We start from the raw sequence: 23,840 nt of genomic DNA, 5'->3' as shown, positions 1-23,840 counted from the left end.
TCATGAAGGTCGCACTGGTCCACTACTGGCTGGTCAGCATGCGCGGGGGCGAGAAGGTTCTCGAAGTGCTGTCCGACCTGTACCCCGATGCGGACATCTTCACGCTGGTGTGCGATCGCGATGTCATCTCGGAAAAGCTCCGGCGCCATCGCATCACGACCTCGTTCCTGCAAGGGATCGGCGGCGTCCGCCACTACAAGAAGATGCTCCCGCTGATGCCCTTTGCGCTGGAGTCCTTCGACCTGAGCGGCTACGACCTGATCATTTCCGTGGAGTCCGGCCCCGCGAAGGGCATCATCCCCGGCCCCGACGCCATCCACATCTGCTATTGCAATTCGCCGATGCGCTACGTGTGGGACCTGTATCCCCAGTACCGTGCGGCGTCCGGCCCCATTGCGCGCGCAGTGATGTCGCTGACGGCGCCCTCCCTGCGCCAATGGGACGTGAGCACTTCGCATCGCGTCGACCACTTCATCGCCAATTCGGCCTACGTGGCGCGGCGCATCGAGCGCTACTACCGCCGCACTTCGCACGTCGTGCATCCGCCGGTGAACCTGCCGCGCTTCGCCCCCGTGGCCGAGACGGGCGACTACTACCTCTGCGCGGGCCAGATCACGCCCTACAAGAAGGTCGACATCGCCGTCGAGGCCTGCTCCCGCATGGGCAGGCGGCTGGTCGTCATCGGTGCGGGTGCCGACCCTGCGCTGCGGCGCCTCGCGGGTCCCACCGTCGAGTTCCTCGGTGCGGTCGACGACGAGACCATGGCGCACCACTTCGCGCATTGCAAGGCCTTGCTGTACCCGGGTGTGGAGGATTTCGGCATCGTGCCGCTGGAGGCGATGGCAAGCGGCCGGCCGGTCATCGCCTTCGGCAAGGGCGGCGCACTTGAAACGGTGGTCGACGGCAGCACCGGAATCTTCTTCGACGATCAGTCGGCAGAGGGACTGATCGGGGCGATCGAGCGCTTCGAGGCCATGAAGGACGCCTTCTGCCCGGACGTGATGCAGGCGCACGCGCGCACCTTCGATACCGCCGTGTTCAGGACGCGCATGGCCGAACTCATCGACTCGCTGGTGGCCGGTCATACGAGCCCCGTGACCTGACCCGGGAGGCCCATGGAAGCCATCCCCATCGCAGTCTTCTGGACCATCGCGGTCTGGACCATCTTCCGGCAGAAGCAGGCGCTGATGTACCTGTTCTTCGCCGCCATGCCCTTCGGTTCGTTCGCGGCGGTTCCCACGGAACTGACCGGCGGCCTCACGCTCACGCCGGCGCCGATCGTCGCCATCCTCCTGATCGTGCGGCAGCTGGGCAGCGTGCGCGGCCTCAGCTACGCGCTCGACACCGCACTGAAGTCCTCCGGACTGCTCCTGCTGTTTCTCTTCTGGGTTGCGGCCGGCATCGTCACCCTGTTCATGCCGAGGTTCTTCGCCGGTGCGGTCGACATCGTGCCGGTTCGGGCCGGCGCGTTGTCGGACACCGCAACGCTGGTGCCCACCACGCAGAACATCTCCCAGTTCGTCTACATCAGCATTTCGGTGTTCACCGTCTTCAGCATCTCGCGCATGCTGCGCGCGCCATCCATGCGGCGGCATGCACTGGCCGCGCTGTGCCTGGGTGCGGCCATGACCGTGCTCACCGGCGGCCTCGACCTGGCTTCGCAGTACCTGCCGCTGCAGCCGATGCTGGAACTCTTTCGCACCGCCAGCTACGCCTTGCTCACCGATGTGGAAGTGCTGACCAGCAAGCGCGTGGTCGGGCTGATGCCGGAGGCATCGGCCTTCGGCGGACTGGCGCTGACCTTCCTGGCGTCGCTGTACTTCTTCCGGCGCGCGATGCCTTCGGGCCGCCTGCGCAATCGCGTGGTTCCGGTCCTGATGGGCTTGCTGCTGCTCCTGGTGTGGTTGTCGACCTCGTCGGCCGCCTACCTAGGCCTGGGCCTCTTCGGTGCAGCGGCGGCGGCGGAGTGGTTCTGGCGGCTGGTCGCCGCAGGCCGCAACCCGCTGCTCCAGCGCGGCCTCGTCGGCGAGTTCTGGCTGGGCGCCACGGCGATGTGCGCACTGATCCTGATCGTCATCGCGGTGCCGCATGTGTTCAACCCGATGCGCGAGATGTTCGATGTGATGGTGCTGCAGAAGTCCACCACCGACTCCTTCGAGGAACGCAGCATGTGGACGAGGGTCTCCCTGCATGCGCTGTTCGCGACCCATGGCCTGGGCGTCGGGCTCGGCGGCACGCGCGCCTCCAACTTCGCGGTCGCACTGGCCAGCAATGCAGGGGTGCTCGGCGCGGCGTTCTACGCGCTGTTCGTGCTCCAGACCCTGCTCGTCCGGCGCGCACCGCAGGGCGATGCGGAAGGCCATGCCCTGCTCTCGGCCGTGCGCTGGTCCTATCTGCCGCCGTTCTTCACGAGCCTGATGATCGGGACCACGCCGGACTTCGGCCTGTTCAACGCGTTCCTCTACGGGATCGCCGTGGCGATTGCGCGCAAGGGAGCACAGGGCGCGATCAACGATGCATGGCGCCACAGGCCGGCCCGCCTGGCCATCGAGCGGAGCGCGCGTGGCAGCCACTGAACACACCAGCATGGCCAGCCGGGCGCTCGGGGCCGGCGCGTGGACGGTGGGTACGCGGCTGGCCGCCAAGTTGATCGACCTCGCGATGCTGCTGTGCCTGGCGCGTTTCCTGGGGCCGGCCGAGTTCGGACTGGTGGCGATGGCGATGGCGGCGGTGTTCATCGTCGAAGCGCTGTTCGACTTGCCCATGGCAGCCGCGCTGATCCGCGTGCCTGCCCTGACGCCCGACATGCTCCACACGGCCTTCACGCTCAGCCTGCTGCGCGGGCTCGTCGTCGGGCTGCTGCTGCTGGCGGTTGCATGGCCGCTCGCCGCCTTCAACGCCGAGCCACGGCTGATCGCCCTGCTGGCGGTGCTGGCGCTGGCGCCGGTGATGCGCGGCCTGGTCAACCCCCGCATGGTCGAGTACGCGCGTGCGCTGGACTTCCGTCCCGACGCGGTGCTCGAACTGTCGGGCAAGACCGTCGCGCTCGTCGTATCGATCATCGTTGCCGTCACCACGCGCAGCTACTGGGCCATTGCAGCCGCAACCGTATGCGCGCCGCTGGTGGCGACGCTCCTGTCGTACTGCATCGTGCCGCTGCGGCCTCGGCTGACCTTCGTCCACTGGGCGCGTTTCTCCAGCCTGATCGGGTGGAACTTCGTATCGCAGTTGGGGATGGCACTCAACTGGCAGATCGATCGATTGCTGCTGCCGCGACTGACGACCGCCACCGCGTTCGGCGAATACGCCATGGGCAAGCAGATGTCGGAAATCCCCATGCAGGCCCTGATCCAGCCGCTGAGCCGCCCCGTCATGCAGGCCCTGGCATCGGCCGGCGATGCGCGTGGGTCGCGCTATCTGCAGTTGTCCCGCGCCGTTGCGCTGTTGATGGCTCCCGTCATGGGCTTGGCCCTGCTGTGGCCCGAGGTGCTGGTTCGCGTGGCGCTGGGGCCTGCATGGGCTCCGGCTGCGGAATGGTTTCGCTGGATCAGCGCGGCCGCCTTGCTGGGTCTTCCCGCCATGCTGATGGGCCCGCTGGCCATGACGCTGGACCGCACGCGTTGGGTGGCCATCCGCACGCTGGTCGAGTTGCTGGTCAGGCTGCCGCTGGTCTGGCTCGGCGCCGTGCACTTCGGCATTCCGGGCGCGATCGCGGGCAGTGCGATCGCCACGGCCGCCGGGACGATCGCTGCGCTGTTCATCGTGCGGCGCCTGATCGCGACCCGCCTGGTGCCCCAGCTCATGACTCTCTGGCGGCCGCTGATCGCGATGCTGCCCGCAGGTGCTCTCCTGTGGCTGACGAAGGCCGAGGTGATGGCAGCCCCGGGCCTGACCGAACTGCTGGTGCGGGCAGTGCCTCTCGGCCTGCTGTACCTGCTGGTCTATGCACTCGGCGTCCTGCTGGCGTGGCAGCTGGCGGGCCGGCCCGCGGGACTGGAACAGTATTTGCTCGACACCATCCGCACCCGGTTCACCCGGGCGCGCACTCGCCGCTCCCCATCGGCCGCACGCACGCGAGCGAGCCCGACTGACGCAATGGAGGCCCATGCCAAGCAACCCCATTGACCCCACGCCGCGCACCCAGGGCCCGGCCATGCCCCGCCTCGTCATCAACGGCAAGTTCCTGCAGCGCTCGACCAGCCGCTCGGGCGTCTATCGCGTGGCCCGCGAACTGCTGGTGGGCTTGGACACATTGCTCGCCCACAACCCCGCGCTGGCCGCGGCCATGCCTTGCCGCCTGATCGTGCCGGGCGAGCCGGACGCCAGCTTGCGGCTTCGTTGCATTCGCGTGGAGAGCGACCGCCGGCAGGGCGAACGAGGGCCGTTGATGGATCGGCTGCACGGGGCGCTGTGGGAACAGATGGTGCTGCCACGGCGCACCCAGGGCGACACGCTGATCAGCCTGTGCAACATCGCGCCGGTCTCGTATCGCAATGCGTTCACCATGGTCCACGACGCGCAGGTCTACAGCGCGCCTGATTCCTACTCCCGCGCCTTCAGGACCTGGTACCGGCTGGTGCTGCCGCGGCTCGGCAAGCGCAACAAGGCCCTGCTGACCGTGTCCGGGTACTCGCGCACACAGCTGGCGCATTTCGGCGTGGCCGATGCAGCGCGCATCCGCGTGATCCACAACGGCTGCGACCACGTCCTGCGGCTCGTGCCGGATGCCGCGAAGGTCGAGTCGTCCGGCCTGTCGGGCAAGCGCTACGTCGTCGCGCTCGCCAACGTCCAGCCGCACAAGAACATCGCGATGCTGCTGAAGGCCTTCCATGCGCCCGCGCTGCGCGAAGTGACGCTTGCGCTCTTCGGCCCCGCGACGCGCGAGGACTTCGAGCGCCAGGGTCACGCGGTGCCGCCCAACGTCCAGTTCCTGGGGTTCATCAGCGACGAGCAACTGGCAGGCCTTCTGCGGGAAGCCGTTGCGCTGGCCTTTCCATCCACCACGGAGGGCTTCGGCCTTCCGCCGCTGGAGGCGATGCTGCTCGGCTGCCCGGTGATCGCCGCACCCTGCGGCTCGCTGCCCGAAGTCTGCGGCGACGCGGTGCTGTGGGCCGGTCCGCACGACCCGACCCAATGGGCCGCGCAGATCGTCCGGCTGTGCGACGACCATGACCTGCGCGACGACCTGCGCAGCCGCGGACGGACGCACGCCGCGCAATTCACCTGGGACAGGGCTGCACGCCGACTGCTCGAAACCGTGCTCGGCCAGGCGCTCGCCGACACCGGTCTCATGCAGGCGGTGCCTGCGACGGACCCGGTCTCCCGTCCATCCCCGGTCGGCGAAGAAGCCTGCGTCCTGATGAAGTCAGCACGCCTCAAGATCGCGATAGCCATTGCCACGGCGGGACGACGGGACATGGTTGCCGAGACGGTCGGCCTGCTCGCCCACCAGTCCCGCATGGCGGACGAACTGCTGATCTGCCCGGCAAGGGACGAGGACTTCGATCCGTCGTGCCTGCGGGACTATGCGGGCGAGGTCCGCGTGCTGCGCGGCCCGGTCGGCTTGCCGATGCAGCGGAACGTGCTGCTCGACGCGACCGACGCCGATGTGGTGATCTTCTTCGACGACGACTTCCTGCCTTCGTCCGACTACGTCGCGGAAGTCGAGATGCTGTTCACCACGTGCCCCGAGGTGGTCGTCGCAACGGGCAAGTTGCTCGCCGACGGCATCCTCGGCCCCGGCCTCGTCCACGCGGAGGGCTTGCGAATCCTCGCGCAGGCCGGGCCGAACATCGAACAGCGATCGTTGACCTCGACCTACAACGGCTACGGATGCAACATGGCCATCCGGATGCAGGCCGTGCGCCAGCACGGCGTCCGCTTCGATGAACGCTTGCCGCTGTACGCGTGGCTGGAAGACGTGGACTTTTCGCGGCAGCTCGCGTCGCATGGCAGCGTGGTCCAGGCGGCGCGCCTGCGCGGCGTTCACCTTGGCGCGAAGGGATCGGGCCGCAGCCCGGGCCGCCGCCTCGGCTACTCGCAGGTGGCCAACCCGCTCTACCTCGCGCGCAAGGGGACGATGCGCTGGTCCCTCGCGCTCAAACACATGGCCAAGAACCTGCTGGCCAATTCAATGCGCAGCCTCTCGCCGGAGCCCTGGGTCGACCGTCGCGGCCGCTTGGCCGGAAATTGCCTTGCCATGTGGGACTGCGTGCGCGGCCAGCTCGACCCACAGCGCATTCTTCGCTTCTGAGCGAAGGCATAGGAGCCCAATGAAGATCGTCTTCGTCTCACCATTCCCGCTCTATCCCGCAACCGGCGGCAACCGGGTCAGGACCTTGCACATGGTCAAGACATGCAAGGAGCGCGGCCATGAAGTGCACTTCGTGTTCCTGCCATCGCGGCAGATGGGGGACTTCGACCCGCAAGCGCATGTCGCGCTTCTCGGGCCCGCGAACTTCCATTGCCTCGAACGCGGGCAGGTGGCGGACGCGGCCTACCTGGCCGGCCGGGCCCTCTGGAAGGCCTGGCGCAAGCTGACCCGCAGCCGATACCTGCAAAGCGATATCGACGAGACCTATTTTTCCGGCTTCACGTCGCAGCTCAGGAAGCTCGAACGTCAGCACGGCTTCGATGCCGTGATTGCGCAGTACGTGACCTTCACGCGCGCCTTCGATGCATTCGGGCCGCGCGCGTTCCGGATCATCGACACGCAGGACAGCTTTGCCGGCGGCATACCGATGGCACAGGAGCGTCGAGGGCTCTTGCGCGCGCACAGGGTGCTCGCGATCCAGGATCAGGAAGCCGAGTATTTCCGTCGCATGCTGCCGCCCTCTGCGAACACGGTCTCGGTGGTGAGCCACATCATCGACATCGGCGAGCCCCTGGACCTGTCGGAATGCGCGGGAGCGGCCTTCATCGGGTCGGACTTCCTGCAGAACAACCAGTCGCTCGCGTGGTTCGTCGACAACGTGCTGCCGCTTGTGCGGCAGCAGGAGCCGGACTTCCGCTTGTTCGTCTCGGGCACGATCTGCCGCCAACTCGCAGACGCGCCGGGCGTGGTCAAGTACGGCGTCGTGCCGCGCGTTCGCGATGCGTTCCGCGAGGGTCCGATCCTCGTCAACAGCATCACGCGGGGCACGGGCGTCAAGATCAAGCTGCTGGAGGCCTTCGGGCACGGGGTTCCGGCGGTCAGCACGCAACTGGGTGTCGATGGCATCCGGCCTTCGGACCTGCAGGGGGTGCTGGTCACGCCGGACGGCGATGCACCCGCCTTTGCCGACGCCGTGCTGCGGCTCTACAGGGACAGGCAGGAGCGCATCGAGCGAGGGCGAGCCGCCTTCCGGACGGCAGCCTCATGGAACGACCGCGAGCTGGCCGCATTGAACGACAGCCTCACGCCGCCGGCACGCGAACCCGCCACGCGCGTCGTGGGCACCGACAAGCTTCCGGCGTACTGATCCATGAGCCTGAAGATCGCTGTCGCCATTGCCACTGCCGGCCGGCGCGAAGTGCTGGCCGACGCCATCCGCTTCCTGGCGCGGCAGACGCGCCAGCCGGACGAACTGCTCATCTGCCCGGCCCGGCCGGAGGATGTCGACCCTGCTTGCCTGGAAGGCTTTCCCTGCCCCGTCCGCGTGGTCTCCGGCCCGATCGGAAGCTCCGCGCAGCGCAATGCGCTCATCGACGCTTCCGATGCGGATGTGATGGTCTTCTTCGACGACGACTACTTGCCAGCCGAAGACTTCGTGCTCGAAACCGGGCGCCTCTTCGCCGACCACCCCAAGGTCGTCGTCGCAACCGGCAAGGTGCTTGCGGACGGCATCCTCGGGCCGGGGTTCACGCACGAGGAAGGGGTGCGCTTCCTGGCGAACCCAAGCCCCGACCCGGACCCGCCGTCGCTCTCGCCGACCTTCAACGCCTATGGCTGCAACATGGCAGTGCGGCTTGCACCGGTGCGACTGCACGGCATCCGCTTCGACGAGCGGCTGCCCCTGTACGGTTGGCTGGAGGACGTGGATTTCTCAAGGCAGCTGGCCCCCCATGGCGACATCGTGCAGGCGACGAGCCTGAGAGGCGTGCACCTGGGCACGAAGCGCTCGGGACGCAGCCCGGGCAAGCGCCTCGGCTACTCGCAAGTGGCCAACCGCATCTACATCATGCGCAAGGGCCACATGTCGCCCCTCCAGGCCCTCACCGGGAACCTGAGGAACATCGGCACCAATCTGTTGCGCAGCTGGAGGCCGGAGCCCTGGGTCGACAGGCGCGGCCGATTGGCAGGAAACGCGCTGGCCGTGTGGGACTGGGTTCGGGGGCGCGTCGACCCCGAGCGCATTCTTCGCTTCTGAGGAATGAGCCCCATGAAAGTGTCACTCGTCATGTCCACCCTCGGCAGGATCGACGAAGTCGTCGAGTTCATCGTCGCGCTGAAGCAGGTCGACCACAACGACTTCGAATTGATCATCGTCGACCAGAACGCCGATGAGCGTCTGCAAACGGCCTGCAGCGCCATCAGCGTCGATTTTCCGGTTCACTACCTCCGAAGCCCGGATGCCAAGGGCGCCAGTCGCGGCAGGAACATCGGCGTCGCGAAAGCGAGCGGGGAGATCGTCTGCTTTCCGGATGACGACTGCGTGTACCCGCCTTCATTGATCAAGAAGGTGCTGGGACGATTCGATGAAACGGGTTCGGACATCGTCTGCGGGCGAGCCGCCGCACCGGATGGCCGCTCCATCAACGGCCGGTTCGAGACGAGTGCGCAGCGGGTCGATCTCCGCAACGTGTTCACCACCCAGATCGAATGGCTTGTCTTCTTCAAGCGCGAGGTGTTCGAGCAACTCGACGGCTTCGACGAAGACATCGGTGTGGGCGCGTCGACGCCCTGGCAATCATGCGAAGGCCCGGACATCACGATCCGGGCCATCCAGGCCGGATTCAAGGTCTATTACGACCCGGACCTGTACGCCCATCATCCGGAGCTCAATACGCGCGATCCGGACGATGCGATGCGGGCCAAGGGGCGCCGCTACGCGAGGGGCATGGGGCACGTCATCCGAAAGCACAGCTACGGCATCCTGTACCTGACGAACTACCTCGTCAGGCCCGTGGGAGGTGCCTGCCTGTCCCTCCTGAAGGGGAACATCAACCGCGGAATCTATTACCTGAATGTCGCCATCGGCAGGGCCGAGGGCTACACGGGCGTCTGCCTCGGGTCCCGCAAGTAGCTGCTACGCGTGCTTGTATTCCTCGTGCCGGTAGCCGCCATGGCGGTACCCGTGGCTGCCGTTGTACCGGCGGCTGAAGTCCATCCCGTTGAACAGCACCCCGCTGACCGCCGCGCCGGCCTGCCCCAGTCGCCGGATGCTCTCGTTCACTTCTCCCAGCTTGCTCTTGCCGGATCTCGCCACGAGCAGCACGACGCCGCACGCCGATGCCACCGCCGCGGCATCGGCCGCCACCAGCACCGGCGTGGCATCGATGACCACCACGTCGTAGGGCTCTGAGAGCGCGTCCAGCGCCTGGGTAAAGGCCTGCGACTCCAGCAGGTCCGCGGGCATGTCCGGCAGCTTGCCGGTGGTCATCACGTCCAGATGGGGGCGCACCTGGGCATGCACGGCCTGTTGCGCGCCGATCTCGCCGGTGATCAATTCGGACAACCCGCCCTCGCGCGGCAGGCCGAACACGTTGTCGAGATGGCCCTTGCGAAGGTCGGCATCGATCAGCAGCACCCGCTTGCCGGCCTGCGCCAGCAGCGTCGCGAAGTTGCTCGCGATGAAGCTCTTGCCGACACCGGGCGTAGCACCTGTGATGAGGATGCGGTTGTTGGATGCCTCCGCCATGGTGAGCTTGAGGCCGACACGCAGGGTGCGCAGCGCCTCGATGGAAGGGCTGTGCGGATTGGCATCGGCCAGCAGCGTGCCGGATGTGCTCCTGTCGGCGCGCCGATCGAGCAGCACCTGCTCGGCACTGAGGGGCACGACGGCATGCACATCCAGGCCCGTGTGGGCCTCTATCTCGTCCGGGTTATGAATGCCGGGCCTGAAGCGCGTGCGCAGGATCGCGAGCGCCGGACCCAGCAGCGCGCCCAGCAACAGCGCAAAGGCCAGCACGAGCGTCTTCTGGGGCTTGACCGGCACCTTGGACACCACGGCCTTGTCCAGCAGGCGCACGTTGCCGATCTTTCCTTCCTTGATCAATTGCATCTGCAGGATGTTGTTCTGCATCGCCTGGTAGAGCGTGCTGTTGACGCGCACGTCGCGCTCCAGCCTCAATGCGTCGCGCTGCAGGTTCGGCATGCCGGCAATCCGCGTGTTGAGCGTGTTGAGTTCGGCCTGCACGGCACCGATCTGCCTGTTCAGCAGCTGGATGCGCGGGCTCTGCTCGGTGAAGGCGACATCCGCGTCCCGACGGCGCTGCTGCAGCTCCAGCAGGCTGCTCTGCAGGTCGGAGGTCCTCTTCAGCCAGACCTTGGCTTCCTCGTCGAAGTCCACGGTGCCGTTCCTGTTGCGAAAGCGCGCGAACACATCCTCCGCACCCTGGAGTTGGCGCTGGAAGATCGGCAACTGCGTGTTGAGGAAGGCGAGGGTTCGCTCGGCCTCCGCCGACTTGCGCTCCATGTTCTGCCGCACGTACTGCTCGCCGATGGCATTGAGGACGCGGGCCAGGCGAATGCGGTCGCTGTCTTCGAGGGTGACACCGATGACGTTCGACTGCCGGCCCTGCTCGCTCAGTTGCAGGCGCTCCTGCAGGCGCTCGATGGCGCGGAGCCGCGATGCCACCGCGACGGTGAATTCGGCGCCAGGCTTGCCGGCGAGTTCGCTCAGCTGGATCTCCAGCACGCCATCGGGCAGCGCCTTGCGCAGCGGCTGCCCGACCACGCCGTCCAGCGGTGCATCGAGCAACTCGTGGCGCACGGTGTAGCGACCATCGCCCTGCGCGGTGATGGTGAAGGGCTCGGTGTCCTCGAGCGAAGGCGGCACGTCGAAGCGTGCGACCTCGATGCGCTCGGTCCCCGTCACGAAGCCGCCAAGCCCCAGGAAGCCGGGGTCGGACAGCCCGGTGGCGCGGCGCGAGAGCCAACGCCCGATTCCGGGCAGGTGACGCGGCTGGGCGCTGATCTGCAAGTCCGTCTGCTCCGCCGCCGCGTTCAGCACCATGCGGGATGCAAGAACCTGGATCTCGCCGGTGGCGGGCGTCTTGACTTCGAACAGGCCGGACGTCTCGGTGACCGAACCCTTGCTCTTGCTGTCAGGCACGGAGTCTTCGATCTGCAACAAGAGGTTCGCGCGATAGACCGGCGTGGCCAGTGTCACGTAGATCAGGCCGGCCAGCAGGGCCGACACGACGGTGCCGACGATCAGCCACTTGTGGTCGATCATGATGTCCCTGTACTCGGACAGGCGCGGCTCGTCTTCTGTATCGATCATGACGGTATCTGGACCGGAAGCCGCAAGCACGCGCTGGGGCGCACCGGGCATGGAGGCAATGGGGGATTGGCGCATCCCGACCATGCTTGCAGAAATCGTTCCATTTGTGCTGGATTGGTCGTCAAGGGCCGCATGCTTTACTTCTTCTCACGAGTGGCATGCGTTGTGTTGCGAACTTCCCCGCTAGCATCTTCACGTTCAGCCTGCGGCCGACGTCGAAACAGGAGTCTCCACACTATGGACCTCGATCTCCTGGCGCCACGCCGCCATCTCGCCGCTGTGGGGTTGTTGCTCGTGTGGCTGCTGTCGTCGCCAGGCTGCGGCGGCGGGGGCGACGCGTCGTCGTCATCGGGCGCGATGGGCGCCTCGGCGGCTGCGTCCTCCGGCGACGCCGTTTCCAAGGCGGACGCACTGGACAAGGAAGACATGCTGGACAAGGCGCAGCCCGGTGCACTGGCCAACGCGCGCAACGCTGCGCTGGTGGCGTTCGCGTCGAGCATGGGCGCGGCTTCCCTCTGGTCGCCCGACAGCCTGGCTGCACTCGCGAGCCGCGACGACGCCTGGGGCGCGGCGCCGTCGGCAGCACTGTCGTACAACCCCGGGCCCTGGCTGCCTGCGATGGCCGATGCCGGCATCACGAGCGTGCGCGGCTTCCATGCGGCGCCCAACGCCAACGGCTGGGCGCCGATCGCCGCTGCCGGCATGTCGGCCGTGGGCATCCTGCAATGGAGTTCCGGCCCCGTCCACACGTTGCCGGTGAACGATCTTTCCGGCTGGCAGCGCTACGTCGCTGCGCAGGTCAGGCGCTACAAGGGCCGGGTGAAGTACTGGGAAGTGTGGAACGAGCCGCCCAACTTCACGGCCGACCAGTCGCCCGTGTCCTACGCCAAGGTGGTGGCCGCGGCCTTCGATGCCGCGAAGGCCGTCGATCCGACCGTGCAACTCGGCCTTGCCGCCAAGAGCAACCACGTCAACTACCTTGCCGAGACCATCGCGGCCGGTGCGGCTGGCAAGTACGACTTCGTGACGCTGCACCCTTACGAAGTGGCTTCCTTGCTTCCCCAGGGCTGGGAAGGACAGTTCATGGCCATCGTGCCGCGCGTGCGCCGCATGCTGCAAGACAAGGACCCCGCGAAGGCCGCGGTACCGCTGTGGTTCACCGAGATCGGCTTCAACGCCGCGTCGCCCGCCGCGAGCGGCGAAGGCCCGCTGCGACAGGCCGACATGCTGGTCAGGATCTACACGATGGCCTTCGCGCAGGGCGTGGCGCGCACCTACTGGTTCGACCCGAGCGACAGCGAAGGCCTGACGATGGGACTGACGACGGCCGATGGCACGAAGCGTCCGGCGTGGCATGCGCTGCGCAGCCTGAACACGTACCTGGGCGCGCGGCCCCGCTACGCCGGCTGGACACAACCCGGCAACGCGTACTACGGCTTCGTCTTCACGGGCCCGCAAGGCGTGGTGCTCTCGGCATGGTCGCGGCCCGGTCAATCGACGGTGCTGACGCTGGCCTCCGACGTCACGGTGGTCGACCCGCGCACCGGCGCAACCACCACGAGCCGCACACCGACGCTCACCGAAGCCCCGGCGATATGGATCGCGCCGGCTGGCTCGGCACAGGCCCAGCAGTGGCTGAGCGACGCTGCCGCCAGCAGCGGCAAGCCCTTTCCGTGGAATGGCGACCACAGCGCTTCGGCGTCCGTGCAGTTGACGGCAGGCGCGACGCCCGAGGGCGTGTTCATGAAGGACGCACCCGCCGCCACCGTGGTGAACAACGTGGCCGAGTTCAACCTCGAAGGCACGACCGGCGCCTGCTTTGCAGTGGACCCGACCTTCCTGCCCCTGTATGCCACCACGCCGATTCGCATCACCGCCGTGCTGCGCGGCCACGGGCACGGCGACCCCGGCTTCAATCTCCTGTACGAATCGGACGCACCGATCGCCTCGGGCGACGTCAATGGCCTCGTGCCGTCCAGCGAGGGCTGGTACCGCGTCGTCGGAACCCGATTCCACGAGAAGACGTGGACCGTGCCCAATGCCCGCTTCGTCGGCATGTTCGGCTTCAACTTCTGCCTCTATGCGGACGGCCCTGCGCATTCCCAGTTCAGCATCCGGCGCGTGACAGTGAGCCGCTGAGATCCGCTCGCGGCCGTCCGCGTGCGCGACGCGCGGTGGTCTTGCACTTGTTTACACATCCAACGGCGCCGCCGCTGCGTAGAAGAGTCGGGTACTTGTCTCCAAGCACCCGATGGCCCCTCGCCATCCCCTTCCCAGACAACCTGTTGAGGTGATGCCATGAGATTCTCGAAGCCGTCCATCCAGCTCGGTGTGCTGGCCACCTGCGCCATCGCCGCCGCCGGCGCATTGGCGTCAAGTCACCGCGAAGCGCCCTCGATCACGGGCATGCCGAAGGTCGATGCCACCGACTTCTACATGTTTCGCAGCTATGAAGCGGGCCGCGAGGGCTTCGTGACGCTCATCGCCAACTACCAGCCCGATCAGGGCCCGTACGGCGGGCCGAACTACTTCACGATGGACTCGAATGCGCTCTACGAGATCCATCTCGACACCGACGGCGACGCGGTGGAGAACATCACCTTCCGCTTCAAGTTCACCCACACGCTGCGCGACATCCAGCTGCCCGTCGCCGACAAGAAGGTGTCCATTCCGCTGGTGCAGGCCGGCACCATCTCCGCGCCCAACCAAGCAACGAGCAACCTGCGCGAGACCTACACGCTGGACATCGTGCGCGGCGATCGCCGCACGGGCAGGGTCGAGCCGGTCTCGATGGCCGGCGGCGGCATGGTGTTCGACAAGCCGACGGACAACATCGGCAACAAGACTTTCGGCGGCCCGACCGGCTATGCAAGCTATGCGAACCAGCATCTCTATGCAGTCAACATCCCCGGCTGCAGCACGCCCGGCCGTGTGTTCGTCGGACAGCGGAAGGACCCGTTCACCATCGCGCTGGGCCAGGTGTTCGACCTGATCAATCTCAATCCGCTCGGCTCGACGAACGCCAATCCCGACGCGCTCGCCGGCAGGAACGTGACCACGATGGCGCTGGAAATTCCGATCTCCTGCGTCACCACCGCGGCCAGCCCCATCGTCGGCGGATGGACCACTGCGAGCGTGCGCCAGGGCCGGCTCATTGCCAGCCCGCCGAAGAGCGGCCATGGCACGACGACGCTGAACGGTGGCCCATGGGCACAGATCTCCCGCCTGGGCATGCCGCTGGTCAACGAGGTCGTGATCGGACTGAAGGACAAGGACAAGTTCAACAGTTCCAAGCCCAAAGACGATGGCCAGTTCGCCGACTACGTGACCAATCCGACACTGCCGGCCCTGATCCAGATCCTGTTCCCGAGCGCCGCGGCGCCGACGAATTTCCCGCGCACCGACCTGGTCGCTGCCTTCCTCACCGGCGTGGACGGCGTCAACAAGCCTTTCAATGGCAAGCCCTCGGAAATGCTGCGACTCAACACCTCGGTGATGCCGACGCCCAAGGCCCAGCAGAACGGTCTCGGCGTGCTGGCCGGGGACAACGCGGGCTTCCCCAATGGCCGCCGGCCCGGCGACGACGTGGTGGACGCCGAGTTGCGCGTCGCGATGGGTGCGCTTTGCGTGGCGACCGGTGCGCTCGATACGTTGAAGGTCGGCTGCAAGCCCGGCGATGCACCTGCAGGCGGTGCCGCGTTGACCGATGGCGCGCTGCAGAGCCCGGCGCAGTTCCCGGATGCGTTTCCCTACCTGAACACGCCCCTTCCGGGCTCGCAGTAAGGAGCACGACATGAACCGCTTGATCATTCGAATCGGCCTGCCGCTGGTTGCTGCGCTCGTGGTTGCCGCCTGCGGCGGTGGTGGTGGTGGGGGCGGCGGCTTCTTTCCGCCCGTCGGCGGCACGACGCCGCCCGCGGACACCGACACCCTCGATGCGTTCCTGGCCTACGTGAAGACGCTCGTCGCGACCGCGCTGGACACGGCGGAACCTGCCGACGTGACGGCTTTCGATCCGCCGACGACCACGGAGACCCGGGAACCCTTCGCCACGCAGTGATGCGCGCGCTGCATGGTTCAAGGGCGGGCCTCGTGCGATGCGGCCTGCTGGCAGCAGCGCTGCTGTTCGCGGCCAGCGCGCCGCTCGGCGCTGCGCCGCGCGTGCCGGCCAGCGACGACGCGATCGTCGAGACGCTGCCCGCCATCGCGGGTTGGTCGCTCGAAGCGCGACGTCTGCGGCAGGCGTTGGCACGACATCCGCGTGACGAAGCCACTGCGCTCGCTGCGGCCCAGGCCTACCTGGAGTTGGCGCGAACGCAGGGCGATGCGCGCTATGCGGGCTACGCCATGGGCGCCCTGCAGGCCTGGGACGCGGCAGCGGCCGCGCAGACGCCGCCCGCCGTGCTGGTGATGCGGGCCACGGTCGCGCAGTTCCTGCATGACTTCGATGCGGCCGAAGCCACGTTGAAGTCGGCGCTGGCCGTACAGCCCGGCAACGCGCAGGCCTGGATCACGCTCGCCACCATCCTGCGCGTGCGTGGTCGCTATGCCGAGTCGGACGCCGCATGCAGGGCGCTCGGCCGCGCCGGGCCTGCACTCTATGGACTGGCCTGCCTCGCCGAGAACGCCGGTCTGCGCGGCGACCATGCGTCGGCACGCGACACCCTGCGCAGCTTGCTCGGCGATCCGGTCCTGCAGGGCGCGCAGCAGGCGCGCACGCGCCAATGGCTGCTCACCAGCCTGGCTGAAATCGAGGAACTCGCGGGTCGCCCGGCTGCGGCTGAAGCCTTCTACAGACAGGCGCTGCAGGCCGAGCGCTCGGGCTATCTCCTGATCGCCTACAGCGACTTCCTGTTGCGCCAGAAGCGACCGGCCGAAGTGCCTTCGCTGCTCGCCAGGGAGCCTCGCAGCGATGCCGTGTTGCTGCGCTTGGCCATTGCCGCACGTCGCACCGACAGCGCGATCATCGCCCGCAAGGACTCGGAGGAACTGCAGGCCCGCTTCGACGCAGCGGCGCTGAGGCCGGGAAATACCGAAGCGCATGCCCGCGAAGGCGCCTTGTTCGCGCTCGACGTCGAGGGCGACACCAGGCGAGCGCTCGAGCTCGCCCGCGCCAACGTGCGCCTGCAGCGCGAGCCGATCGACCTGCTGCTGCTCGCACGCGCAGCCGCCGCGGCCGACGACGACGAAGCGCGCAGTGAACTCAGGGCGCTGATGCAACGCACGGGACTTCGCGATGCGCGAATCGACGCCGTCCTTTGACATGACTCTCGTGTCCACGCACCTGACGCGCTGGATGAGCGCATGCACAGTGGTCTTGCTGCTCACGCTGTTCGCGGCCGCACCGCGCACGGCGCACGCGCACAAGGCCAGCGACGCCTACCTGCAGATGCAGATCGCCGGCGATGCGGTGGACCTGCGCTGGGACATCGCGTTGCGCGACCTCGATGCAGTGCTCGACCTCGACCGCAACGGCGACCGCCGACTGAGCTGGGGCGAGGTCAAGGGGCGCATGGACGAGATCCGCGCCTATGCGCTCGCGCGCCTGCGGCTGCAGCAGGAGCGCTGCGCCTTGACCCAGACTGCGCCACCGGCCGTGGACGATCGCATCGACGGTGCCTATCTCGTCTTCCAGTTCCAGGCCCGGTGCGATGCCGCGACGGCGCTGTCGATCGACTACCAGTTGTTCCGCGAGGTCGACCCCACGCACCGCGGCCTGTTGCGCGTCGCGGCGCAGGCCGGCAATGATCCGCTGGTGCGTTCACTGGACCCGGCCGGCGGCCCGGTCGAAGTCCGTGGGCCTTCCGCATCGCGCGACGGCGGGCCAGCTGCGATTCCGGCGGATGCTGCGTGGCCCAACGCGAGCCTGTTTCGCGATGGCGTCCATCACATCCTGATCGGCTACGACCACATCCTGTTCCTGCTCTGCTTGCTGCTGCCCGCCGTGCTGCACCGTCGCGCCGGCGCGTGGAAACCCGTGGTGACCTGGCGCGAGGCGGTGTTGCCGATGCTCGGCATCGTCACGATGTTCACCATTGCGCACTCGATCACGCTGGCGCTGGCGGCGCTGAAGATCGTGAACATCTCGCCGCGAGTGATCGAACCGGCCATCGCGATCACCATCGTGCTCGCCGCACTCGACAACATCTACCCGCTGCTGCGCGGACGGCGCAAGCTGTTCAGCTTCCTGTTCGGCCTCATCCATGGCTTCGGATTCGCCGGCGCGCTGGCCGAGATGGAGCTTCCGACGCGAGGGTTCGCGCTGGCGCTGCTGCAATTCAACCTCGGCGTGGAGGCGGGTCAACTCGTCGTCGTGTTCGTGGCGCTCGGCGTCTTGCTGGCGATGCGTCACTGGCGTCGCTACGAGCCGGTGCTGCTGCACGGCGGCTCCACCGCAGCGGTCCTCATCGCCTCGGTCTGGTTCATGGAGCGGACCTTCGATCTCAAGGTACTGCCGTTCTCATAGGCTGCGCCCATCGCGCCTACAGCACCTTGAGTTGCAGCATCCCGTCATCGGTCTGGAACGTGTCGTCGCCGGTCTTGACGACGCTCTTGCCTGTCTCCAGGCGGTACTCGGTAGCGACTTCGCGTGGAATGCTCGTGTCGTCGGCGGCAACGGTATCGTCGGGGCTCGCTTCGACGGATTCGGCATAACGCACGACAACGTGCCGCTTGCCGACCTGATCCGTGACCTCGATGCGGTCAGTAGGTGCTTTTCTCCTGTGAGGCATTTGCTTCCTTCCCAAGGTTGAGCAGTTTTCACTGTGCCGCAGGTCCATGACTGAACGCTGACGTCCACGAGTACAGGCTACACAAAACTCTCCAACCTTCAGGCGCTGGGGAACGCCTGTCCATAGCGGCCCGAGGCCACAGGCCGATCACAATCCGGCCCGGTCGTCAAGATCAAGACAGATATTTGCAGCTGCCAGCTTGATCGGCACTCTCCCCGTATTCAACGGAGAGAGCAAATGCAACAGGCAAGTACGCACCGTGCCGGAACCTTGGCGTGGCTCGCCATCGTGGTTTCGCTCACCGCTTGTGGCGGTGGGGGCGGCGGTTCACCGGCGTTCGCGCCGGCTCCTGCTGCGCCGGCCCCAGCGCCCGCACCCGCACCGGCCGCGCCCGCTGCACCGCTCAAGGTCAAGGCAAGCTCCTACGAGAACTTCAAGACAGTGGGACTGACGCCTCAGACGATGCCCAACGGCGCTGCCGGTGTCGGCGTCATCCGCGGCGTTGGCGACTTTTCGCAGAGCGGTCGCCTGGATGTGTTCACGGCTGCGCTGACCTACTCCCCGACCACGCAAACGCCGCAGACGGCATCGCCGAGCGTCTTTGCGTTCTGGACCAGGCAGGCGGACGGTTCGTACGTCAAGGACACGACCCTGCTCACCTCCTCGGCGGGCTGCATCCATCCGCGCAAGGCCGTGGTTGCGGATTTCAATGGGGATGGCCGCCCCGATGTCTTTGTCGCGTGCCACGGATTCGACGCCGCTCCCTTCCCCGGCGAAAGGAACAAGCTGGTGCTGAGCAAACCCGGCGGCAAGTACGACATCGTCGAGCCCGCCCAGGACGTGGGGTTCTTTCACGGCGCGACGGCAGCCGACCTGAACGGCGACGGCCTGCCTGACGTCGTGGTCGCGAATTCCGCCGATGCCGCGACGATCTATGCGTTCATCAACAAGGGCGGTGGCGTGTTCGAGCGCGAAGCCACGGCACGCTTCCCGGCCTCGCTGGGGTTCAAGCAGTACTACTCGGTCGAGCTGATCGACGTGAACGAAGACGGCAAGCTCGACCTGCTCGTCGGAGGACACGAGTGGTCGAACGGCTCGTCGACGGCGCTGCTGCTCAATCCCGGCAGCAATGACTTCAAGGCGGTGACGCCGACCATCCTGCCCGCCGTCGCCAACGAAGGCGTGGTGCTCGACTTCACCGTGACGGGCTCAGGCGCCGATCGCGCCCTGTGGCTGTCGCGCTCCTCCGGCGGCGACAACACGTTCTATCTGAGCCGGGTCGTGCAGAAGGTGACTTATCCGGGGCTGGCGTCCAGCGTCGTGCTCAATCAGAGGCCGGCGCAATGGGTGCCGTGGCTGATACCGACCACCGTTGCCGGAAAGCCTGTGCTCGCCTCCGAGGACGCGAGCCTCGATGTGAGTGTGCCGATCCAGTGAGCGTTCAGCGAATCTGCTGATGACGCCCACGGACCCGCGCCCATAGCGCCCGCAGCCTCCGGGCGCGGTCCTCGAACAGATATGAGCCGGCCAGCGCGAAGATCCCGGAGACGATGCCCGTCACGATCGCTTCCAGCCGGGGAAAGCCGTAGTGCCCCGGATGCGAGAAGGTGTCGCCGATCATCGTGAGGAGGCCGACGAGGAGCGCGTTGCCATAGCGATTCCCGAAGAGCCTTGCGGCCGGCGTGAAGGTCAGGAGCAGCGCGAGCAGGCCGGTGAACAGGCCGGTCTGCAAGGCGAGCGTCCAGTGAGGAATGCTCAGGAGGTTGCCGAGGCTGCCGGGCATGCAGGTCATGCACGCGCTGGTCGGCTGCCAGAAGCGCTGGATGAACAACTTGAAGCGACGCTTCCATGGATTCAGCATCACGCGACCCCATCAACGCACCGGCTGCCATCCTCTCACAGAGACCACGACCTGGCTAAGGCCCGAGGTTCGCCAGGCTCTTCTTCAGGAACTCCGCAAACGCATAGGCAATCACCGGAAGCTGCCGCCCCTGCAGGCTCGCCAGCACCAGCTCCCCTCTGGGAAAGCCGCGATCCTCGATGTCGCGCGCCACGATGTGGCTGTCCAGGGCGGCGCCGATGGCCATCTGGAAAGAGATCGAACGGCGGTCTTCCAGGCAACCGCGCAGGAACTCGAAGCTGTTGCTTTCCACCATGCCGTTCAGCTTGGTCGAGCTGCGCGCGAGAAAACGCTCCAGCAGCTGGCGCCCGCCGGTGTCGCGGTTGGGCAGCACCACCGGGTACTCGGCGCAGTCGCGCAGGCGCAGTGACGAAGCGCTGCCCGCCGCGAGCGGATGCCTGGCATGCAGGATCGCCATGAGCTTCTGCTCGACCACGATCGCGCGCTGGATGTCGGCCTCCGGCGCCAGGTTGAACACCAGCGCCAGATCGGTCTCGAAGCTGCGCAGCGCGCGTGCGGCCTGCACGTGGTCGCCGATGTGGATGTCGAAGGCGACCAGCGGATGCGTCTTGCGGAATTCGCCGATCACCCCCGGCAGGAACCTCGGCGCCAGCGCCTGGCTCGCCACCAGCCACACGCTTCCGCGGCGCAGGCCCTGCAGCTCCTCGATCTCCGAGCGCACGCGCTCCAGGTCGGCGGCGCGGCCGCGGATGTAGCGCACGAACAGCTCGCCGGCCGCGGTCAGCCGCATGCCGCGCGGCAGGCGCTCGAAGACCGGCGTGCCGAGTTCGTCCTCGATGTCCTGGATGCGGCGGTTCACCGCGGAGGGCGCGACGTGCAGCCGCTCGGCGGCCTGGCGTATCGAGCCCACGCGGGCCACTTCGTCGACGTAGCGCAGAAGACGCAGATGGTTCATGCGGCGCATCTTGCAACGATCGTGCCTCGAACGAGCGTTGCCGTTTCGGCAACGCAGCAAGCGCGATAAAGCGTCGGAGCAGAGCACTGTCGGGCACGTCGCGTGCATGGCATCGGGCATGAAAGCCCCATCGCGTCCCTCACGCCCCAGGTTGGCGCCTACGCCGCCCCCTTCGAGGGCATCGTTCGGCCCGGCCGCGCACAACGCCTGGCACCTGCAGGACGGAAGCCGCGTGAGCTTCGTGCGCAAGGCGCGCAAGCCGCGGCCGCTGCTGATCTCCGACGCCGCACCGCAGGCCGTCGAGATCGACCTGGCGCGCACCGCCCTGCTCGTCGTCGACATGCAGAACGACTTCTGCCATCCCGAAGGCTGGTTCGCGCAGAAAGGCCTGGGCACCAAGGCCGCGCGCAAGCCGATCCCGATGCTGCAGGCGCTGTTGCCGGCCTGGCGCAATGCGGGCGGCGCGGTGGTGTGGCTCAACTGGGGCATTCGCGCCGACAAGCGCAACCTCGGCCCCACGGTCCAGTTCAAGGGCAAGCGCACGGCCGATGGCGTGGGCTATGCCGAGCACTCGCCGCTCGACCATGGCCCCTCGCTGGTGCAAGGCTCGTGGGGCGCGCAGGTCATCGACGCGCTTGAGGTCGCGCCTTCGGACATCAGCGTGCACAAGCATCGCCTCAGCGGCTTCTGGGACAACGAGCTCGACACGCTGCTGCGCCAGCAGGGCATCACCACGCTGCTCTTCACCGGCATCAACACCGACCGCTGCGTGTTCTCGACGCTGCAGGACGCCAACTTCCTCGGCTACGACTGCGTGCTGCTGCAGGACGCCTGCAGCACGCCGTCGCCGGCCTACGTGACCAAGGGCGTGCTCTACATCGTGCAGTTGCTGCACGGCTTCGTTGCGAGTGCCGCGTCGTTGCTGCGCGCCCTTCCACCTGCTTCTTCCGCCTCGTCTTCCACCTCTTCCATCTCTTCCAGACCCAAGGAGTCCTGACCATGAAATTCCCTTTCCCGCACGCCCTGCTGTCCGCCTGCGGCCTCGCGCTGGCGCTGACCGCGATGCCCGCCGCCGCTCAGGTGCCGATCAAGGTGGTGCTCAACTGGAAGTACGAAGGCCCGCAGTCGTGGTTCTTCCTGGCGCAGGACAAGGGCTACTTCAAGGAAGAAGGGCTCGACGTCACGATCGACCAAGGCGAAGGCTCGGCCGCGTCGATCCCGAAGGTGGCCGCCGGCGCCTACCAGGCCGGCTTCGGCGACATCAATGCGCTGGTCGACCTCGCGTCCCGGCGCCCGGCCGACGCGCCGGTCGGCGTCTACATGCTCTACAACACGCCGCCGTTCACGCTCGTGGTGAAGAGCGACAGCCCGATCAGGACGCCGAAGGACCTCGAAGGCAAGACGGTCGGCGGCCCTGCCAACGACGGCGCGCTGAAGCTGTTCCCGGCCTTCGCCAAGATCGCCAGGATCGACGCCGCCAAGGTGAACATCACCAACATGGCGCCCAACCTGCGCGAGCAGATGCTCTCGCGCGGCCAGATCGACGCCGGCTTCGGCTACGTGACCACCGTGAGCTTCAGCGCCAAGGGCATGGGGCTCGACCCGGCGAAGGACCTGCGCTTCATCCGCTACGGCGACTACGGCATGGACCTTTACTCCAACACGGTGTTCTTCTCGAAGAGCTTCGTGAAGGAGAACCCGAAGGCCGTGGCCGGCTTCGTGAAGGCTCTCAACCGCGCGGTGAAGGAAGTCATCGCGAACCCGGATGCCGGCGTCGACTTCGCGATCAAGCGCGAGCCCCTGCTCAAGCGTGAGGTCGAGAAGGAAAAGCTGCTCGCCACGCTCAAGAACGACATGAGCCACCCCGAGATCGCGCGCATCGGCCTGGGCGACGTCGACGACGCGCGCCTGCGCAAGGACATCGCGATCGTCGTCGAAGCCAACGCGCTGCCGCGCACGCCCGAGCCGGGCGAGATCTTCGACCGCAGCTTCCTGCCGGCACGCGCCGATCGCCCTTCTAACACCACCACGAACTGAACCCGCACAGGAGACCTGCACATGGACTTGCAACTGAAAGACAAGGTAACCCTCATCACCGGCCCCGCCAAGGGCATGGGCGCCGCCGTGACGCTGGCCTTCGCGCGCGAAGGCGCCAGGCTGGTGCTGGCCGGCCGCGACACCGCCGCCATCGAACCCGTGGCCGCCGAGGCGCGTGCGCTCGGCGTGCAGGCCATCGTGGTGCCCTGCGACCTGACCGTGGCCGCACAGACCGAGGCGCTGGCTGCGCATGCGCTCGAAGTCTTCGGCCATGTGGACGTGCTGGTCAACGTGGCCGGCGGCTCGGGCCCGATCGGCAAGACCGGCTGGGAAACCACCACCGAGGAATTCAACGAGATCGTGCAGCTCAACATGACCGGCTGCTTCAACACCATCCACGCCATCCTGCCGTCGATGATCGCGCGCCGCAGCGGCAAGATCGTCAACGTCGGCGGCACCTTCGGCCTGCGCGGGCGCGCCGGGCGGCTGGCGTATTCGGCTTCCAAGTGGGGCCTGCGCGGCATCACCAAGAGCTTTGCGCTCGAAGCCGGCCCCTACAACATCAACGTCAACAACGTCGCGCCCGGCATGGTCGACGGCCCTCGCTTTCGCGAGAAGGTGTGCGCCAATATGGCCGAGAAGCTGGGCATCACGCTCGAAGAAGCGATGACGCGCCACGCCGCCGACTACGCGCTCAAGCGCGTCTCCACCGATGCCGACATCGCCAACGCCTGCCTGTTCATGGCGAGCGAGGTGTCGCGCCAGATCACCGGCGTCGACCTGCCCGTCGACGGCGGCTGGGCCGCACTCTGAACGCGCGAGGACATCCC

Annotated in this window: 20 protein-coding genes; 16 read left to right on the top strand and 4 right to left on the bottom strand. The window is 67.1% G+C overall.

From position 1 onward, the window contains the following. The first annotated feature begins 2 nt into the window (after positions 1-2). From QTH90_RS13560 to QTH90_RS13530, 7 genes are read left to right on the top strand one after another with little or no spacing between them, the layout of a single operon-like run. Positions 3-1,103: a glycosyltransferase gene (locus QTH90_RS13560; RefSeq protein WP_286665063.1), complete on the top strand. Its 1,101-nt coding sequence runs from the start codon at positions 3-5 to the stop codon at positions 1,101-1,103. A 12-nt stretch (positions 1,104-1,115) separates the two neighbouring features. Next, entirely contained in the window at positions 1,116-2,576 is a 1,461-nt protein-coding gene (locus QTH90_RS13555) for a hypothetical protein (RefSeq protein WP_286665062.1), read from the top strand. Beyond that, entirely contained in the window at positions 2,563-4,125 is a 1,563-nt protein-coding gene (locus QTH90_RS13550) for an oligosaccharide flippase family protein (protein WP_286665061.1), read from the top strand. The genes QTH90_RS13555 and QTH90_RS13550 overlap by 14 nt, the downstream gene beginning before the upstream one ends. Then, positions 4,106-6,253, top strand: coding sequence for a glycosyltransferase (locus QTH90_RS13545; protein ID WP_286665060.1), 2,148 nt, complete (start codon positions 4,106-4,108; stop codon positions 6,251-6,253). Before QTH90_RS13550 ends, QTH90_RS13545 begins: the two co-directional genes overlap by 20 nt. 19 nt (positions 6,254-6,272) lie before the next feature. Beyond that, on the top strand, positions 6,273-7,460 hold the full coding sequence (locus QTH90_RS13540; protein WP_286665059.1) for a glycosyltransferase family 4 protein: 1,188 nt from the start codon (positions 6,273-6,275) through the stop codon (positions 7,458-7,460). 3 nt (positions 7,461-7,463) lie between these two features. Then, positions 7,464-8,348 (top strand): glycosyltransferase family 2 protein, encoded by an 885-nt coding sequence (locus tag QTH90_RS13535; RefSeq protein WP_286665058.1) that lies wholly within the window; start codon positions 7,464-7,466, stop codon positions 8,346-8,348. 12 nt (positions 8,349-8,360) lie between these two features. Beyond that, positions 8,361-9,224 (top strand): glycosyltransferase family 2 protein, encoded by an 864-nt coding sequence (locus QTH90_RS13530; protein ID WP_286665057.1) that lies wholly within the window; start codon positions 8,361-8,363, stop codon positions 9,222-9,224. Between the two features lie 3 nt (positions 9,225-9,227). Here QTH90_RS13530 and QTH90_RS13525 read toward each other — a convergent pair whose 3' ends face one another. Then, positions 9,228-11,426 (bottom strand): polysaccharide biosynthesis tyrosine autokinase, encoded by a 2,199-nt coding sequence (locus QTH90_RS13525; protein WP_286665056.1) that lies wholly within the window; start codon positions 11,424-11,426, stop codon positions 9,228-9,230. A gap of 237 nt (positions 11,427-11,663) precedes the next feature. On the opposite strand from QTH90_RS13525, the gene QTH90_RS13520 reads away from it, so the two are divergent. The 5 genes from QTH90_RS13520 to QTH90_RS13500 all read left to right on the top strand — a co-directional run bounded on the left by QTH90_RS13520 (position 11,664) and on the right by QTH90_RS13500 (position 17,892). Next, positions 11,664-13,565 (top strand): glycoside hydrolase family protein, encoded by a 1,902-nt coding sequence (locus tag QTH90_RS13520; RefSeq protein ID WP_286665055.1) that lies wholly within the window; start codon positions 11,664-11,666, stop codon positions 13,563-13,565. A 159-nt stretch (positions 13,566-13,724) separates the two neighbouring features. Further along, on the top strand, positions 13,725-15,209 hold the full coding sequence (locus QTH90_RS13515; protein WP_286665054.1) for a DUF4331 domain-containing protein: 1,485 nt from the start codon (positions 13,725-13,727) through the stop codon (positions 15,207-15,209). A gap of 10 nt (positions 15,210-15,219) precedes the next feature. Continuing rightward, the gene (locus QTH90_RS13510; protein WP_286665053.1) at positions 15,220-15,486 is read left to right on the top strand and encodes a hypothetical protein; all 267 of its coding nucleotides are present in this window, start codon (positions 15,220-15,222) and stop codon (positions 15,484-15,486) included. Further along, positions 15,486-16,688 (top strand): tetratricopeptide repeat protein, encoded by a 1,203-nt coding sequence (locus tag QTH90_RS13505; protein ID WP_286665052.1) that lies wholly within the window; start codon positions 15,486-15,488, stop codon positions 16,686-16,688. The genes QTH90_RS13510 and QTH90_RS13505 overlap by 1 nt, the downstream gene beginning before the upstream one ends. A 1-nt stretch (position 16,689) precedes the next feature. Next, a complete protein-coding gene (locus QTH90_RS13500) occupies positions 16,690-17,892 on the top strand; it encodes a HupE/UreJ family protein (protein WP_286665051.1) in 1,203 nt (400 codons plus the stop codon). A gap of 16 nt (positions 17,893-17,908) precedes the next feature. Here QTH90_RS13500 and QTH90_RS13495 read toward each other — a convergent pair whose 3' ends face one another. After that, the gene (locus tag QTH90_RS13495) at positions 17,909-18,157 is read right to left on the bottom strand and encodes a hypothetical protein (protein ID WP_286665050.1); all 249 of its coding nucleotides are present in this window, start codon (positions 18,155-18,157) and stop codon (positions 17,909-17,911) included. A gap of 237 nt (positions 18,158-18,394) precedes the next feature. On the opposite strand from QTH90_RS13495, the gene QTH90_RS13490 reads away from it, so the two are divergent. Further along, the gene (locus tag QTH90_RS13490; protein ID WP_286665049.1) at positions 18,395-19,594 is read left to right on the top strand and encodes an FG-GAP repeat domain-containing protein; all 1,200 of its coding nucleotides are present in this window, start codon (positions 18,395-18,397) and stop codon (positions 19,592-19,594) included. 4 nt (positions 19,595-19,598) lie between these two features. On the opposite strand, the gene QTH90_RS13485 is transcribed toward QTH90_RS13490, so the two are convergent. Together QTH90_RS13485 and QTH90_RS13480 are read right to left on the bottom strand one after the other, a co-directional pair. Then, positions 19,599-20,018, bottom strand: coding sequence for a hypothetical protein (locus QTH90_RS13485; protein ID WP_286665048.1), 420 nt, complete (start codon positions 20,016-20,018; stop codon positions 19,599-19,601). Between the two features lie 55 nt (positions 20,019-20,073). Beyond that, the gene (locus tag QTH90_RS13480) at positions 20,074-20,973 is read right to left on the bottom strand and encodes a LysR family transcriptional regulator (protein ID WP_286665047.1); all 900 of its coding nucleotides are present in this window, start codon (positions 20,971-20,973) and stop codon (positions 20,074-20,076) included. A 118-nt stretch (positions 20,974-21,091) separates the two neighbouring features. On the opposite strand from QTH90_RS13480, the gene QTH90_RS13475 reads away from it, so the two are divergent. Genes QTH90_RS13475 through QTH90_RS13465 form a run of 3 tightly spaced genes read left to right on the top strand, consistent with a single transcriptional unit; the run spans position 21,092 to position 23,823 of the window. Beyond that, entirely contained in the window at positions 21,092-21,970 is an 879-nt protein-coding gene (locus QTH90_RS13475) for a cysteine hydrolase family protein (protein WP_286665046.1), read from the top strand. Positions 21,971-21,972: 2 nt separating this feature from the next. Continuing rightward, the gene (locus QTH90_RS13470) at positions 21,973-23,010 is read left to right on the top strand and encodes an ABC transporter substrate-binding protein (protein WP_286665045.1); all 1,038 of its coding nucleotides are present in this window, start codon (positions 21,973-21,975) and stop codon (positions 23,008-23,010) included. Positions 23,011-23,031: 21 nt separating this feature from the next. After that, positions 23,032-23,823, top strand: a complete 792-nt coding sequence (locus QTH90_RS13465) for an SDR family NAD(P)-dependent oxidoreductase (protein ID WP_286665044.1) — start codon at positions 23,032-23,034, stop codon at positions 23,821-23,823. Positions 23,824-23,840 lie beyond the last annotated feature (17 nt).

It is taken from the genome of Variovorax flavidus (assembly GCF_030317145.1).
GTDB lineage: Bacteria > Pseudomonadota > Gammaproteobacteria > Burkholderiales > Burkholderiaceae_C > Variovorax > Variovorax flavidus.
The sequence above is the reverse complement of the archived record's forward strand: the minus strand, read 5'-3'. Positions and strand labels throughout refer to the sequence as shown.